This is a genomic window from Marinobacter sp. L-13, from assembly GCF_056857715.1.
Map to the genome: position 1 here is coordinate 296809 of NZ_JBSXNQ010000068.1, position 15243 is coordinate 312051.

At 58.5% G+C, this 15243-nt stretch carries 14 protein-coding genes; 9 read left to right on the top strand and 5 right to left on the bottom strand.

Features of this window, described 5'->3' with window-relative positions; translation table 11 throughout:
- The first annotated feature begins 63 nt into the window (after positions 1–63).
- Entirely contained in the window at positions 64–681 is a 618-nt protein-coding gene (locus tag AC13DD_RS20545) for a hypothetical protein (RefSeq protein WP_053113587.1), read from the top strand.
- A 36-nt stretch (positions 682–717) separates the two neighbouring features.
- On the opposite strand, the gene AC13DD_RS20550 is transcribed toward AC13DD_RS20545, so the two are convergent.
- Positions 718–2139: an HDOD domain-containing protein gene (locus AC13DD_RS20550; RefSeq protein ID WP_482931665.1), complete on the bottom strand. Its 1422-nt coding sequence runs from the start codon at positions 2137–2139 to the stop codon at positions 718–720.
- 214 nt (positions 2140–2353) lie between these two features.
- Between AC13DD_RS20550 and AC13DD_RS20555 the strand changes: the two genes are divergently transcribed.
- The 3 genes from AC13DD_RS20555 to AC13DD_RS20565 all read left to right on the top strand — a co-directional run bounded on the left by AC13DD_RS20555 (position 2354) and on the right by AC13DD_RS20565 (position 4997).
- Positions 2354–3361, top strand: coding sequence for a methionine ABC transporter ATP-binding protein (locus AC13DD_RS20555; protein ID WP_008176987.1), 1008 nt, complete (start codon positions 2354–2356; stop codon positions 3359–3361).
- The gene (locus AC13DD_RS20560) at positions 3361–4026 is read left to right on the top strand and encodes a methionine ABC transporter permease (protein ID WP_482931666.1); all 666 of its coding nucleotides are present in this window, start codon (positions 3361–3363) and stop codon (positions 4024–4026) included. The genes AC13DD_RS20555 and AC13DD_RS20560 overlap by 1 nt, the downstream gene beginning before the upstream one ends.
- Before the next feature lie 188 nt (positions 4027–4214).
- A complete protein-coding gene (locus tag AC13DD_RS20565) occupies positions 4215–4997 on the top strand; it encodes a MetQ/NlpA family ABC transporter substrate-binding protein (protein WP_482931667.1) in 783 nt (260 codons plus the stop codon).
- Between the two features lie 109 nt (positions 4998–5106).
- On the opposite strand, the gene AC13DD_RS20570 is transcribed toward AC13DD_RS20565, so the two are convergent.
- A complete protein-coding gene (locus AC13DD_RS20570) occupies positions 5107–5760 on the bottom strand; it encodes a peroxiredoxin (protein ID WP_069182577.1) in 654 nt (217 codons plus the stop codon).
- 122 nt (positions 5761–5882) lie between these two features.
- Positions 5883–7244 (bottom strand): alanine/glycine:cation symporter family protein, encoded by a 1362-nt coding sequence (locus AC13DD_RS20575; RefSeq protein ID WP_482931668.1) that lies wholly within the window; start codon positions 7242–7244, stop codon positions 5883–5885.
- A 182-nt stretch (positions 7245–7426) separates the two neighbouring features.
- On the opposite strand from AC13DD_RS20575, the gene AC13DD_RS20580 reads away from it, so the two are divergent.
- Both AC13DD_RS20580 and fghA read left to right on the top strand, forming a co-directional pair.
- Positions 7427–7858 carry a CBS domain-containing protein gene (locus AC13DD_RS20580; protein WP_482931669.1) on the top strand — a complete coding sequence of 144 codons (432 nt, stop codon included), beginning with the start codon at positions 7427–7429 and terminating at the stop codon, positions 7856–7858.
- A gap of 30 nt (positions 7859–7888) precedes the next feature.
- Complete coding sequence (fghA, locus tag AC13DD_RS20585; protein ID WP_069182579.1) at positions 7889–8731, top strand: S-formylglutathione hydrolase; 843 nt, start codon at positions 7889–7891, stop codon at positions 8729–8731.
- A gap of 27 nt (positions 8732–8758) precedes the next feature.
- Here fghA and AC13DD_RS20590 read toward each other — a convergent pair whose 3' ends face one another.
- The gene (locus tag AC13DD_RS20590) at positions 8759–9883 is read right to left on the bottom strand and encodes an HD-GYP domain-containing protein (protein ID WP_482931670.1); all 1125 of its coding nucleotides are present in this window, start codon (positions 9881–9883) and stop codon (positions 8759–8761) included.
- Positions 9884–10164: 281 nt separating this feature from the next.
- On the opposite strand from AC13DD_RS20590, the gene AC13DD_RS20595 reads away from it, so the two are divergent.
- The gene (locus AC13DD_RS20595) at positions 10165–11175 is read left to right on the top strand and encodes a GGDEF domain-containing protein (protein WP_482931671.1); all 1011 of its coding nucleotides are present in this window, start codon (positions 10165–10167) and stop codon (positions 11173–11175) included.
- Here the strand turns inward: AC13DD_RS20595 and AC13DD_RS20600 are convergent.
- On the bottom strand, positions 11139–12560 hold the full coding sequence (locus tag AC13DD_RS20600; RefSeq protein ID WP_482931672.1) for an MATE family efflux transporter: 1422 nt from the start codon (positions 12558–12560) through the stop codon (positions 11139–11141). The genes AC13DD_RS20595 and AC13DD_RS20600 overlap by 37 nt on opposite strands.
- A gap of 85 nt (positions 12561–12645) precedes the next feature.
- Here AC13DD_RS20600 and AC13DD_RS20605 point away from each other — a divergent pair, with 85 nt between their 5' ends.
- Both AC13DD_RS20605 and AC13DD_RS20610 read left to right on the top strand, forming a co-directional pair.
- Positions 12646–13518, top strand: a complete 873-nt coding sequence (locus AC13DD_RS20605) for a carboxylate/amino acid/amine transporter (protein ID WP_153634245.1) — start codon at positions 12646–12648, stop codon at positions 13516–13518.
- Positions 13519–13668: 150 nt separating this feature from the next.
- Positions 13669–15243 carry a methyl-accepting chemotaxis protein gene (locus tag AC13DD_RS20610; RefSeq protein WP_482931673.1) on the top strand — a complete coding sequence of 525 codons (1575 nt, stop codon included), beginning with the start codon at positions 13669–13671 and terminating at the stop codon, positions 15241–15243.

Here is a 15243-nt window from a genome sequence, read left to right on the forward strand (position 1 = left end):
TGTTAGTCAGGAAGACCCCTTCTTCCTGAACGACCCTGATGGCATCGAGGAGGCGAGCGTATTATGAACCAACCGATGGCAATCGACGAACTGGTATCAGTAGCACAGGCCGAGGCCATGGGGGAGTTAGACGCCCCCATGATGGCCATCGTCCTGTCCAGCGAACAAAGCTATGACTTGCCCATCAATTCCCTTGAAACCGATGCCGACAAGGCCCGCTGGGGGTTGATCCTCCGCGCCGCCCGCGAGCATGTTGAAGCGGATGCCGTGGCTGTGCTGTACCCGGCCTGGACCACCATCCGTCACAAGAAACCCGAAGTGGAAGCCGAAGCGGCCCCGGAAGCCATTGAGGAAGAAGCCGAGGGTGCCGACGATTCAGACGGCCCCATCGACACCCTGTTCGTGCAGCTGCACACCAGGGATCACGTCTACTGGCGGGGTTTTGAACAGATTCGGGATCCCAAACATCAGCGTATCATCGGCTTCCGCCGGATCAAGGCGCTGTCCACCGATTACAAACGGGACGAAGCACCCTCCGTAGCCTCCTGGCTGAGCACCCTGTTCGAGCCGTTGCCGGAAGAAGGTGAAGAGACTAACGTAGACCGCGAGCTGGCCGACCTGCTGGAAGAGCCGGAAGTCAGCGCCGCACTCTACCCGCGCCAGATGCGGGCCCTGCACTGAAGAAGAACTGACAGCCGGAACCAGTGGCTCCGGCTGTCAGTGAGTGGACATCAGGGTCAGGCACAGCTGCGCGTTTTGAATAAAGTGGCCGAATGCTGACAGCTGCTCTTTCGAGGGCGTGTAGGTACGGGCTGCATTGTCGGCGTAAAACAGACCGATAAGGCGTCCATTGGCCTTGATCGGGCCGATCAAGGCCGGCACTTTGCCGAGCCAGCGATCGTAGGGCACTCCCTCGGCGTTCGGTTTGGGCTCGAAGATGCTGCAGTGCGCATGGGGCAGAAGCGAACCCAATGGTCCGGTGCCGTCCTTCCGAATCACAAAGTGCTGGCGCCATTCCTCCGTGCCGCGACCGCCGAGTTTCCGGGGCACCAGTTCGTTGCCAGTGCGGTCACTCATTAACAGGGCGACCCGCTGCATACCAATTGCCCGGTGTATCCCTTCGATGACCAGCTGACAGACTTCGTTGATGTCCGGTTTCTCCGCCAGGCACTGGCTCAGTTCACGCAGGATTTCCAACTGAAGTTCCGGATCCATGTCCGGAGCCTGTGCTCCGGCGTCGCCTGATTTGCCGTCGGCGCCAGGCATCATGGCGGTGACCTGAGGGATGCCGAGAGAAACGGCCACCCGGGTGGCTTCCGAGGCGTTCACCTTGAGTTGATCGCGGACCACGGCCGGGCTCTCACCGATGTCCTTGCCCAGACGCTCCAATACCTTGTCCATGTCCGGGCCGCTCCAGCCCTGTTCGGACAACCGGGCCATCTCCACGGAATTCCGCACCAGGCTTGAGGCCGTGGAATTGGCCTGCCCCGGCGAGACAACATCCTTGATAAAGGGCCCCAGGGACCAGGCATCCACAAGCCCCCGGGTGATTTCCGTAAAGGTTGAATGCAGCACGGCCTTCTGTGCCTCAACCGGTGGCTCATCAAGGCGCAGGCGTTCCTCCAGTTCTGTGGCCTGGTCGGTCTCGCAGGACCAGAACGCCAGCTTGCCGATGTTCATCAACAATGCCCCGATAAATACTTCCTCAAGCGCAGTTTCGTTGCGTTTGGGCATCAGGCACCGGGCCTGAACCGCGGCATGGATCGCCCGGGCCAGGCAGCGCAACAGGTGGGGGCGGTCGTTGCGTTTCAGCAGGGCATCGACGATCAGTGAGGAGATGGCCATGGATTTCACCGCGTCAAAACCGATCAGGGTGATCGCGCGGCTTACCGTGCTGACCTGGGTCCGGGTCTGGTTATAGAACACGGTATTGGACAGCCTCAGCACCTGGGAGGTGAGCTGAGCATCGTTGAGAATGACGTTGGCAAGCTCATTAACCGTGCTGTTCTGACTGTCGGTCAGCTCATTGATTCGCCGAAGCGTATTGGCCAGTACCGGCAACTCGACTTTGCTGAGATAGGTAACCCATGCCTGGGTAGAGTTCATTCTTGAGGGCGTTGGTTGTTTTTCGTTGGTCACGTTGGTGAGTCTCTGGGCAGCGCGTCTCTGGAAGAGCTCCGGGGAAATGTAAGGTTCTTTTGTTTTCCAAGTTTAGTTCACCAGGCTGCGCGGTGTCAGGTAACCGTTTGTGTAAGGATATCTACCCACACTGAGAATCATTCCGGAATTCGGGTTTGCCGACCGTTTGGGCTATAATCGCCGGTTTTAACGCTGCACCCACAAGGCGCTGACCGTGATTGTATTTGACCAGGTACAGAAGTCGTATCAGGTAGGCGGCCGGGCGATCCCCGCGCTTCATCCCACCGATATGACCATTGAAACCGGCGAGGTATTCGGCATCGTTGGCCATTCCGGCGCCGGTAAATCGACGCTGGTGCGTCTGATCAACCTGCTGGAACCACCCACCGGCGGTCGTATTCTGATCGACGACGAGAACATTACCGACTACGACGCTGCCGAACTCCGTGCCTTTCGCCGCAAGGTGGGAATGATCTTCCAGCACTTCAACCTGCTGTCGTCGAAAACCGTGGCGGACAACATTGCCTTCCCGATGAAGCTGGCGGGCATCTACTCGAAGACCGAGATCCGTGACCGGGTTGAGGAACTGCTGGCCCGGGTCAGCCTCACCGACCACGCCAACAAATACCCATCGCAGCTCTCCGGCGGGCAGAAACAGCGAGTGGGCATTGCCCGCGCCCTGGCCTGCCGGCCCACGATCCTGCTCTGCGACGAAGCCACCAGCGCTCTTGACCCGCAAACGACCCAGTCGGTGCTGAAGCTGCTGGCCGACATCAACCGGGAACTGGGCCTGACCATCGTACTGATCACCCATGAAATGGACGTGGTGCGCCGGGTCTGCGATCGCGTGGCAGTGATGGACGCTGGTGAAGTGGTCGAAATGGGCCCGGTCAGCGAGGTGTTCCTGCACCCGAAGCACCCGACCACACGAGACTTTGTCTTCGAGAGCGAAAGCATTGACCGGGACGAACTCCAGGAGGACCTGAGCAAGGCCAGCGGCCGGATCCTCCGCCTGACCTTCAAGGGCGAATCCACCTATAAACCGCTGCTGGGCAGCGTTGCCCGGGAGTCCGGCGTGGATTTCAGCATTCTTTCCGGCCGAATCGACCACATCAAGGACACACCCTACGGCCAGCTGACCCTGTCACTGGTGGGCGGTGATCTCGAGGTGGCCATGCAGGCGCTCAAGGCTGCCGACGTTCACGTGGAGGTGCTGCGCTGATGGAAGACCTGTTAAGCAATGTAGACTGGACCGAAATTGGCTGGGCCAGCTGGGATACCCTGGTGATGGTGGGTATGTCCCTGCTGTTCAGCGTCCTGATCGGCCTACCCATCGGCGTTCTTCTGTTCCTGTTCGGCAAACGCCAGCTGCTGGAACAGCCGGTGGCCTATGCGGTGCTGTCGTTCGTGGTGAACGTGCTCCGTTCGGTGCCATTCATCATCCTGCTGATCGTAATGATCCCCTTAACCGTAATGCTGATCGGCACGTCGCTGGGCGTCGCCGGAGCGATTCCGCCGCTGGTGGCGGGCGGTGCGCCGTTCTTCGCACGGTTGGTGGAAACCTCCCTGCGAGAAGTGGATCGCGGCATCATCGAGGCCACCCAGGCCATGGGCGCCAGCGTTAAACAGATCATCTTCGGTGCTCTGTTACCGGAAGCGCTGCCAGGCATCATTGCCGGTATCACCGTTACTGCGATCACTCTGGTTTCCTACGCGGCCATGTCCGGCGTTATTGGTGGCGGTGGCTTGGGCGACCTCGCCATCCGCTTCGGCTATCAACGATTCCAGACCGACGTAATGGTCATTACAGTCGCGCTACTGGTTATTTTCGTACAGGTGCTGCAGATGGTCGGCGACCGTCTGGTTCTGTACTTCAGCAGAAAGTAGAAAAGCTGGATATAGGCCGTTGGGCGGTCGGAGTACCCTTCCGAAAACGTGGAGCGCCAGGGATGGCGCGACCGAGCCCTACACGGACGTATTCATGGGCGTTTTTCGGAAGGGTACTCCGACCGACCGCCGGCCGTACTCCGAACCCGAACTCATTTGTTCAAGATGCTCAACAGGAGAATCGATCTATGAATCTGAAGAAAACACTCGCAGCACTAGCTGCCGCAGCCACGTTCTCCGGCGCCGTTGCTGCCGAAGAACTCTCCGTAGCTGCCACCCCGGTTCCCCATGCCGAAATCCTGGAATTCGTGAAGCCTCAGCTGGCCGAGCAGGGCGTGGAACTGGACGTGAAGGTATTCACCGATTACATCCAGCCGAATATCCAGGTGGACCAGAAGCGGATGGACGCCAACTTCTTCCAGCACCAGCCGTACCTGGATGAATTCAACGAAGGCCGTGGTACCAATCTGGTAACCGTGACCGGCGTTCACGTTGAGCCGTTTGGCGCCTACTCCAGCAAGATTGATTCGCTGGACGAGCTCAAAGAAGGTGCGGTGGTTGCCATTCCGAACGACCCGACCAACGGTGGCCGTGCGCTGCTGCTCCTGCAGAAGGCCGGCGTGATCACCCTGAAAGACGAGAGCAAGATCACTGCAACACCCCGCGACATTGCCGAGAACCCGAAAGATCTGGACTTCAAGGAGCTGGAAGCTGCCACCCTGCCCCGCATCCTGAATCAGGTAGACCTGGCGCTGATCAATACCAACTATGCGCTGGAAGCCGGTCTGAACCCGTCTGAAGACGCGCTGGTGATCGAGGGCTCCGAGTCCCCCTATGTGAACATCCTGGTAGCCCGTCCCGACAACAAGGACAGCGAAGCCATGCAGAAGCTGGCCGAGGCCCTGAAGTCTGATGCGGTTCGCGACTTCATCATGGAGAAGTATGAGGGTGCCGTTGTTCCGGCATTCTGATTACTGAGGTATCGGGGCCGGGTGAAAGCATTCATCTGACCCCAGTTCCACAAAAAAGGCCGGGCAGCGTAAGCTGCCCGGCCTTTTTATTAGTATTGGAGGCTGGTGATCAGTCACCGCTCCAGTTGGCTTTCGGGTCGGGTGTCATCCGCAGGTAGGATTTCACCGCCTTGTAGCCCTTCGGGAAGCGCTGCTTGATTTCCTCCTCGTCCTGCAGGGACGGAACGATCACTACATCGCCACCACGCTCCCAGTTGCCCGGTGTGGCGACCTTATGTTCGTCGGTCAGCTGCAGCGAATCGATCACCCGCAGAACTTCGTTGAAGTTACGACCGGTGCTGGCCGGGTAGGTAATCATCAGCCGTACTTTCTTGTTCGGATCAATCACGAACAGCGAACGCACCGTGAGGCTGCTGTCGGCATTGGGGTGGATCATGTCGTACAGCTGCGACACTTTGCGATCATGGTCCGCGATGATTGGGAAGTTCACCGAGCAACCCTGGGTTTCGTTGATGTCCTTGATCCACTCGTGGTGGGAGTCAACGGGATCGACACTCAGGGCGATGGCCTTCACACCGCGCTTGGCGAACTCATCCTTCAGCTTGGCGGTCAGGCCCAGTTCCGTGGTGCAGACCGGGGTAAAATCCGCCGGGTGTGAAAACAGCACGCCCCAGCTGTCTCCCAGCCAGTCGTAAAACGAAATCTTCCCTTCACTGGAGTCCTGCTCAAAATCGGGTGCGGTATCTCCGAGACGTAAAGTCATGTGTACTCTCCTTCGATCATGGTAGTGACAATTTCGTTTGTTATATCGGCAAGAAAGCTGCCGGGTTGTATTCTGCCTGTATACGTCAAACCTTGGTGCCATATGAGGCAATTACAAGGGGCTCAAACCCCCAATGCCTTCTCTTTTTCAAAGTGCTCCCGGGTAAGCTTGAACACGACCGGGCTCAGCATCAGCAGGGCGATCAGGTTTGGCAGCGCCATCATGGCATTCAGGGTGTCTGCCACCAGCCAGACGAAGCCCAGGTTGAGGGTGGCGCCAACGGGGATGGCCAGAATCCATGCAACGCGGTAAGGCACAATCGCCTTTACGCCGAACAGGAACTCGATACAGCGCTCGCCGTAGAACGACCAGCCAAGGATGGTTGTAAAGGCAAAAACCGCCAGGGCGATAGCTACAAGGTAGTTGCCAACGCCGGGTAGCGCCTCCTGAAACGCCATGGACGTCAGGGCAGCCCCGGATTCCCCGGAGGTCCAGGTGCCGGAGGTAATAATCACCAGGCCGGTGATGGTGCAGATAATAATGGTGTCAATGAAGGTGCCAAGCATGGCCACCATACCCTGGTTGATCGGGTTACGGGTTTGCGCCGCGGCGTGGGCAATGGGCGCGGAGCCAAGGCCGGCCTCATTGGAAAAGATGCCTCGCGCCACACCGAAACGGATTGCGGCCCATACGGCTGCACCGGCAAATCCACCCTCGGCGGCGATGGGGCTGAAGGCGTGCTTGATCACCAGGGAAAAGGCGGCCGGAATGTCGGCGGCGTTGATCGCCAGTACCACCAACCCGGCAATCAGATAGGAAACCGCCATCAACGGCACCAGGGCACTGGCAACATGGCCGATCCTGCGGATGCCACCAATCAGGACCATGCCCACCAGGACCATGAGCACCAGGCCAGTCAGCCAGTGTGGCAGTCCGAAGTTGGTTTCCATGACATCCGCCACCGAATTGGCCTGAACCGTGTTGCCGATGCCGAAGCCGGCAATGGCGGCAAATACGGCGAACAGGACACCAAGCCAGGCCCACTTGCGGCCCAGCCCGTTGCGGATGTAGTACATGGGGCCACCTACGTGATCACCGCGCTCGTCCACCTCCCGGTAGCGCACGGCCAGCACCGCTTCGGAGTACTTGGTGGCCATGCCCACCAGGGCCGTGAGCCACATCCAGAAGAGGGCCCCTGGGCCCCCAAGGAACACCGCGGTTGCAACACCGGCAATGTTGCCGGTGCCCACAGTGGCAGAAAGGGCTGTCATCAGCGCCTGAAACGGCGGGATTTCACCCTCGGATTCCGCCCCGGCGGCGGCGCGGCCCTTCCACATCAGCCGGAAGCCGGCGCCCAGCTTCAGCACCGGCATCAACTTGAGGCCGAGACTGAGGAACAGCCCGACGCCCAGTATCAGAACCAGCATGGGTGGGCCCCAGACCAGTCCGTTTATCTGTCCTACAAATTCAGAAATAGCTTCCATGGGATCTCCCTCTGTATGCCATGGATTGGTATGGATTTTTGACCCGGGTTGGGTATATCCGGTTGAGTTTAGTCAGATATCTTTCCGTGTAAACCGACGGCCCGGGAAAATTGGTGGATTCGGGTGTGATTGCCTATGCTCATAGCAATGGCGACTATCCAACAAGGGGAGGGAATCTGCCCATGCGTTCACTGAAAGTGTCAGATGTCATGTGGAACCACATCGAGCCGGTCCGCTGTGGCACGCAGCTCACCAAGGTGGTGAAGACGCTGCTCCACAAACACGTAACCGGCCTTCCGGTTGTTGATGACCAGCGCCATGTTATCGGATTCATCTCCGAGCAGGACTGTATCCATGCCCTGCTGGTCAGCGGCTATCACCGTGAGGGCGATCCACTTGTTGACGACGTCATGTTCAGGAAACCGGTGACAATTTCGGCAGAGATGGCCGTAGTGGATCTTGCCCAGAACCTCGGTGCGGGCAAGCCAAAGGTGTACCCCGTTGTGGATCACGGCAAACTGATTGGTATTGTCACCCGTACTGCTATCCTGGCCGAGCTGGCGCGCACCGGTTTCGGTCTCGAGCCGCCAAAGCACGCCAGTGCCCTGGACTGAAACACACCTATTTTCTGAATTGAGGACACTATGGAACTCCTATCCACGAACGTCTGTTTCGAAGGCGAGCACCGCCGCTACCGGCATACTTCCGCTACCCTCGAATGCGACATGGAGTTTGCGGTGTACCTGCCGCCCGTGGCAGTGAGCTCCAACCCGAAGAAGGTGCCGGTTCTCTACTGGCTATCAGGCCTGACCTGCACCGACCAGAATTTCATGCAAAAGGCGGGTGCCCAGAAACGGGCTGCACAGCTCGGCATGGCGATTGTGTGCCCGGACACCAGCCCCCGTGGGGTAAACCTGCCGGGCGAGGACGACAGTTACGATTTTGGCTCCGGAGCCGGTTTCTACATCAACGCCACCGAGCAACCCTGGGCACCTCATTACCGGATGTATGATTATGTGGTGAAGGAATTGCCGCAGCTGATCGAGAACGAATTGCCGGTTACGGACAAACGATCTGTCAGCGGTCATTCCATGGGTGGCCATGGTGCCTTGATCTGCGCCCTGAAAAACCCCGGCCGCTATGCTTCGGTGTCTGCCTTTGCACCCATTGCCAACCCCACCGAATGTCCCTGGGGCCAGAAAGCCTTCAAGGGCTATCTGGGGGATGATCCTCGTAGCTGGGAAGAATGGGATGCCACCCTGCTGATCCCGACCGCCCGCGAACGATTGCCGCTACTGGTGGATCAGGGCACGGCGGATGAGTTCCTGGACAGTCAATTGAACCCGGATGTTCTGGCAGATACCTGTGAGAAGTTCCACCATCACATCAACCTGCGCATGCATCGGGGCTATGACCACAGCTATTTCTTCATTGCCTCGTTTATTGATGATCACCTGGATCATCATGCCGAAGCACTGGGTCTTTGAGCAGGCTCTATCGGAGGATGAAGCAGGTCAGGAGCGGAAGCCCCAGACCAGGCTGAAGTCCATGGAGGGCATGATTTCGGGCTCCTCGAGAGCCTGGATACCAAAGTCAGGCTCGCTGGTATCCCGCTCGAAAGTGCCGGAATAACGGTTGCCGCGAGGGCCGAAAATGGCTTTAACGAATGGCCCCCGGGCCCGCACTGGCCGGCGAGTTACCACGCCCACTTCGTTGTTTTCCAGCCGAACCAGAATGCCGGGCGGGAACTCGCCCAGAACCTGCAGCAGGGCCTTGGGTATGGCCGGGCGATACTTGCCGTCTGCAAGATTGGCAATCAACTTGCGGGCGTTGGCCACGTTCATGCGCTGCCGGTAGGCCCGTTTGGTGATCATGGCCACGTAGCGCTCTGCCAGTGCCAGAATTTCCGCTTCTGGCCGTATTTCGGTACCACTGAGGCCTTTTGGATAGCCGCTGCCATCAGCCTGTTCGTGGTGTTGGGCGATGATGGTGAGCAGTAGCTTGTTGTCGATGCCTGCGGCCCTGAGGGCCTGGATGCTGCGTTGCGGGTGCTTGCGAATCACGCTCCGTTGCTCGTCGTTGAGGACCGTGTTGGACGCATTCAGCTTGTCGGCAATGGGCACCAGTGCAAGATTGGCCGTCAGGGCCGCGGCAGTCAGTACGGCAACCCGGCTCTCCTCAAGGCCGAACTGACGGCCAATGAACTGGCACAAAATGGCGTAGAACAGGATTTGCTCGTGAATGACCGGACCGATCGAGTAAAGATGAACCAGCGCCAGGGTTGCGTCGGGTGACTCGGTGCAGGTGCGCTCAATCATCCGGGCCAGGCCCAGCAGGCGTTTCTGTGTCGAGGGGTCGGATTCGGTGATGGCGTTCAGGGTTGCTTCAAGGGAATGCAGCAGATCCGGGTAATCGGCAAACGGGTTGCGATCCCGTGTATCCTCGAAGACCTCTTCCTGGGGACGCTCTATCTTGCGGGGTTTGAATCGGCCCCGTTCGAACAACTGTTCCAGCTGGGAGTTGGTCTGAATCACGTAGCCCTGGCGCAACAGGATATTCCCGTCGGTGTCATAGACATCCCAGGGCAGGGGGCGGCCGATGGTCAGCGCGCCTGGAGCGATTCGAACAAGTTCGGTCAAAACAGGTGTCTCGGGTACAGGTTAGTTATGTAGCTTTGCAAGTGTAACCCCGAATGCCCATGGCCCTCCACTGGAGCCGCAATTCTGTGAGCATGGGGCGGTATGGTTTTACCTGATTTTACGGCTGTTACTGTTTTCTGATGCAAAAAAATGAGCATGCGTTCACACTTTGTCTTTTTTGAAGGACAATATGTAAAGAATCGTTGCTTCGTAACGATGATTCAAATTGATTGCGCTATTCTGGGATACAGAATAGTTTTTTTGATGGAAATTAACGCTGAATGCTTCATCGCCTTAAGACCGATTTCAGGTTGTCGATCATTACTTTGTTGGGTGCTAGCGCGATTTTGGGCATTACGCCTTTCGCTGCCATGCGCTTTATGCAGGGCAATACCCTTGCGGGTTCTGTCGACACGGCAATTCTTGTCGGCATTCTTATCACGCTGATATACGCGTGGGCCAGTGGGGATACCCGTCGAAGCGGCCTGGTGCTTGCGGTTATTGCCTGCAGCGGCGCGGTAACGGTTGGTGCCGTGGTGGGCGAACCCGGGCTTTTTTGGCTTTATCCCTGTCTTGTAACTACTTTCTTTCTCGCCAACCCTCGTATCGCGGTGTTTTTGAACGTCGCTTCCGTCGTCGTACTCATGATTCATGGCGGTGCCTTCCGCTCTGATGTCCAGATGTGGTCCTTTGCCTCAACGGCGTTTGTGGTCAGCGCCTGTGCCTATGTGTTTGCTCACAGGAATCATGATCAGCGGGAGCGTCTGGAGCATCTGGCAACGATTGATCCGCTTACCGGTATCAAGAACCGGCGCTCCATGGATCAGGAACTGGATCTGGCTGCAGCGAATGCCGAGCGCACCGGACTGCCCTATGCCCTGGTTCTGCTGGATATCGATCATTTCAAGAGAATCAACGATGAGCATGGGCATGGTGTCGGCGATGACGTGCTGACTGATCTTGTGGCCCTGCTGAAACAGAACACGCGCAAATCAGACCAGTTGTTCCGGTACGGCGGCGAGGAGTTTGTGCTGCTTTTGCCGGGGGTGGATGGTATCGGCCTCAAGGCGGTAATGAATAACTTGCAGCAGGTGCTGCGCAAGTATATGAAACACCCCGGTGGGGCCGTCACCGCGTCGTTTGGCGTGGCGCTACTGCGCCATGGCGAGGGCGTCGACAGCTGGCTGGCCCGGGCTGATGCAGCACTGTATGAAGCCAAGGAAACCGGTCGGGACCGGATCGTATTTGCGGATCTTCATGAGGCGCCGGAACTGGCAGCCGATGCCGTCTGACTGTTATCAGGCGCATACAGGAACAGTCTCCAGCCCAACAGAATGCTGGCAGATGCCAGTCCACCAGTCAGGCCCACCCAGAAACCGGCAGCGCCCATGGCCGGCACCAGCCAGTCTGTGAACGTCAGCAGATATCCCAGTGGCAGGCCTACACCCCAGAATGAAAACAGCATGATGAACATCGGAATACGGGTGTCCTTGTAGCCACGTAATGCACTGATGCAGGTTACCTGGATAACATCGGCAATCTGGAACAGGGCAGCGAACATCAGAAGCCTCACGGTCACCGCCTGAACCTCTGAATCACTGGTGTAGAGTGCTGCGATTTCCCGTGAAAACACAAACAGCAGTATTGCAAAAACCAGCGCCGTGGCGGCGGCGAGAATCAGGGAACTGCGGGAGATCAGCCTTGCAGTGGCAGGCGCCCGGGCACCCATCAGGAAGCTGACTCGCAGCGTCAGTGCCATGCCTATGCTCAGTGGCAGCATGAACAGCAAAGACACCACGTTCAGAGCAATCTGGTGGCCGGCCACCACAACCGGGCCAAGGGGAGCCAGAAACAGGGCGATCACCGAGAACAGACTGGCCTCGACGAAAATGGTAAAGCCGATGGGTACGCCGATGCCGAGGATATAGCGCATGCCTGCCAGATCCGGCTTGACCCAATCGGCAATCAGGTGGAACTGGCGGTACACCCGGCTGCGGTTCAGATACACCAGCAAGGCTACTGCCGCGACGCCGTTGGAAATGGAAGTGGCCCATCCGCAGCCAATCCCGCCCATTGCTGGCAGCCCCAGCTTGCCGTAGATGAAGATGTAGTTCATCGGCAGGTTGATCAGTGTGCTGAGCACGGAGAAGGCCATGATCACGCGGGTGTGCCCGAGGCCATCGGTCAGGCCCCGAAGCGCTGTCAGTAACAGCAGGGCAGGAATACCCCAGGCGAAGGCATTGAGGTAGCCCTGGGTAATGCGTGCGGTGTTGGCCTCCAGATTCAGAAGCGCCAGCACCGGGTGTACGTGGGTCAGCAACAGGATCATGATCAGGGACCCGGCGGCGGCCAGATACAGTCCCTGCCAGGTGGCGGGCATGATTTTCCCAACCTCCCGGGCGCCGTTGTAGCCGGAAATGATGGGTTGCAGGGCTCCCAGCATGCCCATGAAAAACAGGAACAGGGGCATCCACAGGCTACTGCCAATACCCACCGCAGCCAGGTCCTCGGCACTGGCGTGGCCGGCCATGATGGTATCGATCACGCCGTTGGCCATCTGGGCGACCTGCGCAATCAGGATCGGCCCGCCCAGAATGGCGAGGGTTCGCCACTCGGTGAGGGTTCGGGCCACCAGAGGCTGCCTGGGTTCCGGTAATGGCTGGTGGATTTCATCCATTGGGTGCTATCCGGTGCTTCTGCACTGCAAGTTTCTCCCAAAACCGTTAAAGTACGCGCCTCGATCACAACAGATGGCAGTGGCGATGGGACTTCTGGTTTTTGTTACCGTTCTGTGGGCGTTTTCTTTCAGTCTGATCGGCGAATTTCTGGCCGGCCAGGTAGACAGCGATTTTGCGGTGCTCAGCCGTGTTCTGCTCGGTGCTCTGGTGTTTTTGCCGTTCACCCGCTGGCGTGGCGTGGCTCCGGGACAGAAGCTGGGCATCCTGGTAACCGGCATGTTGCAGTTCGGTATTACCTACCTGTGTCTTTACCGGTCTTTCAGCTACCTGACTGTTCCGGAAGTGCTGCTGTTCACGATTTTCACCCCGCTGTATGTGACCCTGCTGGATGACGCGCTGTTTCGCCGGTTTTCACCGGTGGCGCTCCTTGCGGCGGCCATCGCAACTGTTGGCGCGGGTATCATACGCTACGATGGGCTCAGTGAGGACTTTATCACTGGCTTCCTGTTGCTGCAGGTGGCGAATTTTACGTTTGCCGCCGGTCAGGTGGGATACAAGCATGTCATGCAGCATTACCCTACCGGCATGCCTGCTTACCGCACCTTCGGCTATTTTTTCTTCGGCGCCCTGATCATTGCGCTGCCATCCTTCCTCATTTTCGGTAACGCCGAGAAACTGCCCACCACCCCGGTGCAGTGGGGCATCCTGGCGTGGCTGGGGCTTGCTGCCTCGGGCCTCGGCCTTTTCCTCTGGAACCGCGGTGCCTGCGTGGTGGATGCCGGTACTCTGGCAATCATGAACAATGCCCTGGTGCCTGCGGGCCTGGTGGTCAATCTGCTGATCTGGAACCGTGATGCCGACCTGCTGAGGCTGGCGGTCGGTGGCGGGGTTATCGTCTTCTCCCTGTGGGTAAACGCCCGTTTCCATCCCCGGGCACGGCTGGCTGTTTCGACATAAGTAACTGCACGCACTAAGGTTCCGTCACCCTCTGCCGTTAAACTCCCATACGCAGGGTAACTTTTGATGAATATCAATGGTGTTCATCAGGGGCTACTCTTTGCGCCTGTTTCATTTTCCTTGGTCAGCTTCGAGTCAGAAGGTCCGTTTATGCGTAAGAATCTCCCGGTAACCCAGCGTGAAATCAAGATGCGAAAAGGCGGGCGGTTGATCAGCACCACGGATTTGAAGGGCGTTATCACCTACTGCAATGACGAGTTTGAGGAAATCAGTGGCTTCTCACGGGAAGAGCTGGTTGGCCAGGCCCACAACATTATTCGTCATCCGGACATGCCCCAGGCTGTGTTCAAGGATATGTGGGATTACCTCAAGGCCGGCAGGGCCTGGATGGGTGTGGTCAAGAACCGGGCAAAGAGTGGCGACCACTACTGGGTCAGCGCTTACGTTACGCCGATCCGTGAGAACGGCCAGATGGTGGGCTACGAATCCGTGCGGGTCGAGCCTGCCCGCGATCAGATTGCCCGTGCTGAGCGGCTGTATGGCAAGATTTCTGCCGGCAAGCTGACCTCATCTTTCAGTAACCGGGCGTTGTCGATGCTTCGTTCCGGATGGCCGTTCCTGGTGTCGCTGGTACTCAGCCTCGGTGCTCTCCAGATCAACCAGCCCTGGCTAGCAGCAGGTTTGATCGTTGTGGGTCACGCCCTGGGTTTTGGCCTCGTCTTCAGCTCGCTGGCCGCCCGTTTGCGCAAGCTGCTGGACTTGCGCCCAGATGCCTTCCGCGATCCCATCGTTGCCCGTACCTACAGTGACGAGCGAGGACTGTTCTCGCAGCTGTCGCTCCTGCTGGTGAGTGAAGAGGCCCGGGTTCGGACGGCCCTGGCGCGGATTGATGACCAGGCAGAACTGCTCTATGAGCAGGCGCGGGCCTCCCACGGCTATATCAGCGATGGCGCGGCGGCAATCGCCCGGCAGCGGGCGGAAACCGATCAGACTGCCTCGGCCATCAATGAAATGACCGCCTCAATCCAGGAAGTGGCCGAGTCGGTGACCAGTAACGCCCGTGAAGCCGAGGAGGCCAATCGTCTTGCGGGTGTGGGCAGCGACCGGAGCGCCGAAGCGCTGGTTGCGATTGAAGAGCTGGTAACCCGCGTAAATGGTATTGGTTCGACGATCAGCAAGCTGGGTGAGTCCACCAACAGCATCGGTGAAGCCGCCAACCTGATTTCCGATATTGCCGAGCAAACCAACCTTCTGGCATTGAACGCGGCTATCGAAGCGGCGCGTGCCGGTGAGCAGGGCCGGGGTTTTGCAGTGGTAGCGGATGAGGTGCGCTCACTGGCCCGCCGGACTCGGGAATCCACCGTGCGCATCCAGAACGTCATCGACGACTTCCGACAGCAGGTGGACTCGGCGGTTCAGGCAACCCGGGACGGCGAAGCCGTGGCCGGCCAGGGGCTCGAGAAGGTGCGGGGAGCCGAGAGCTCCCTCAAGGATATTGTTACGTCCATCCAGACCATTTCCGACAGCTTTATCAGCATGTCCGCGGCCTTTGAGGAACAGAGCCAGGTGTCCGACGAGATCAATCGCCAGATTACCAACATCGCCGAGCTGGCCGATCACAGTGACGCCCAGGCGGACTCTGCCAAGCAGAGCAGCGACCGGCTGAGCGCCATGTCCCGTGGTCTGAAAGACCTGATCGCCAGGTTTATCAGCAAAAACGGCTAG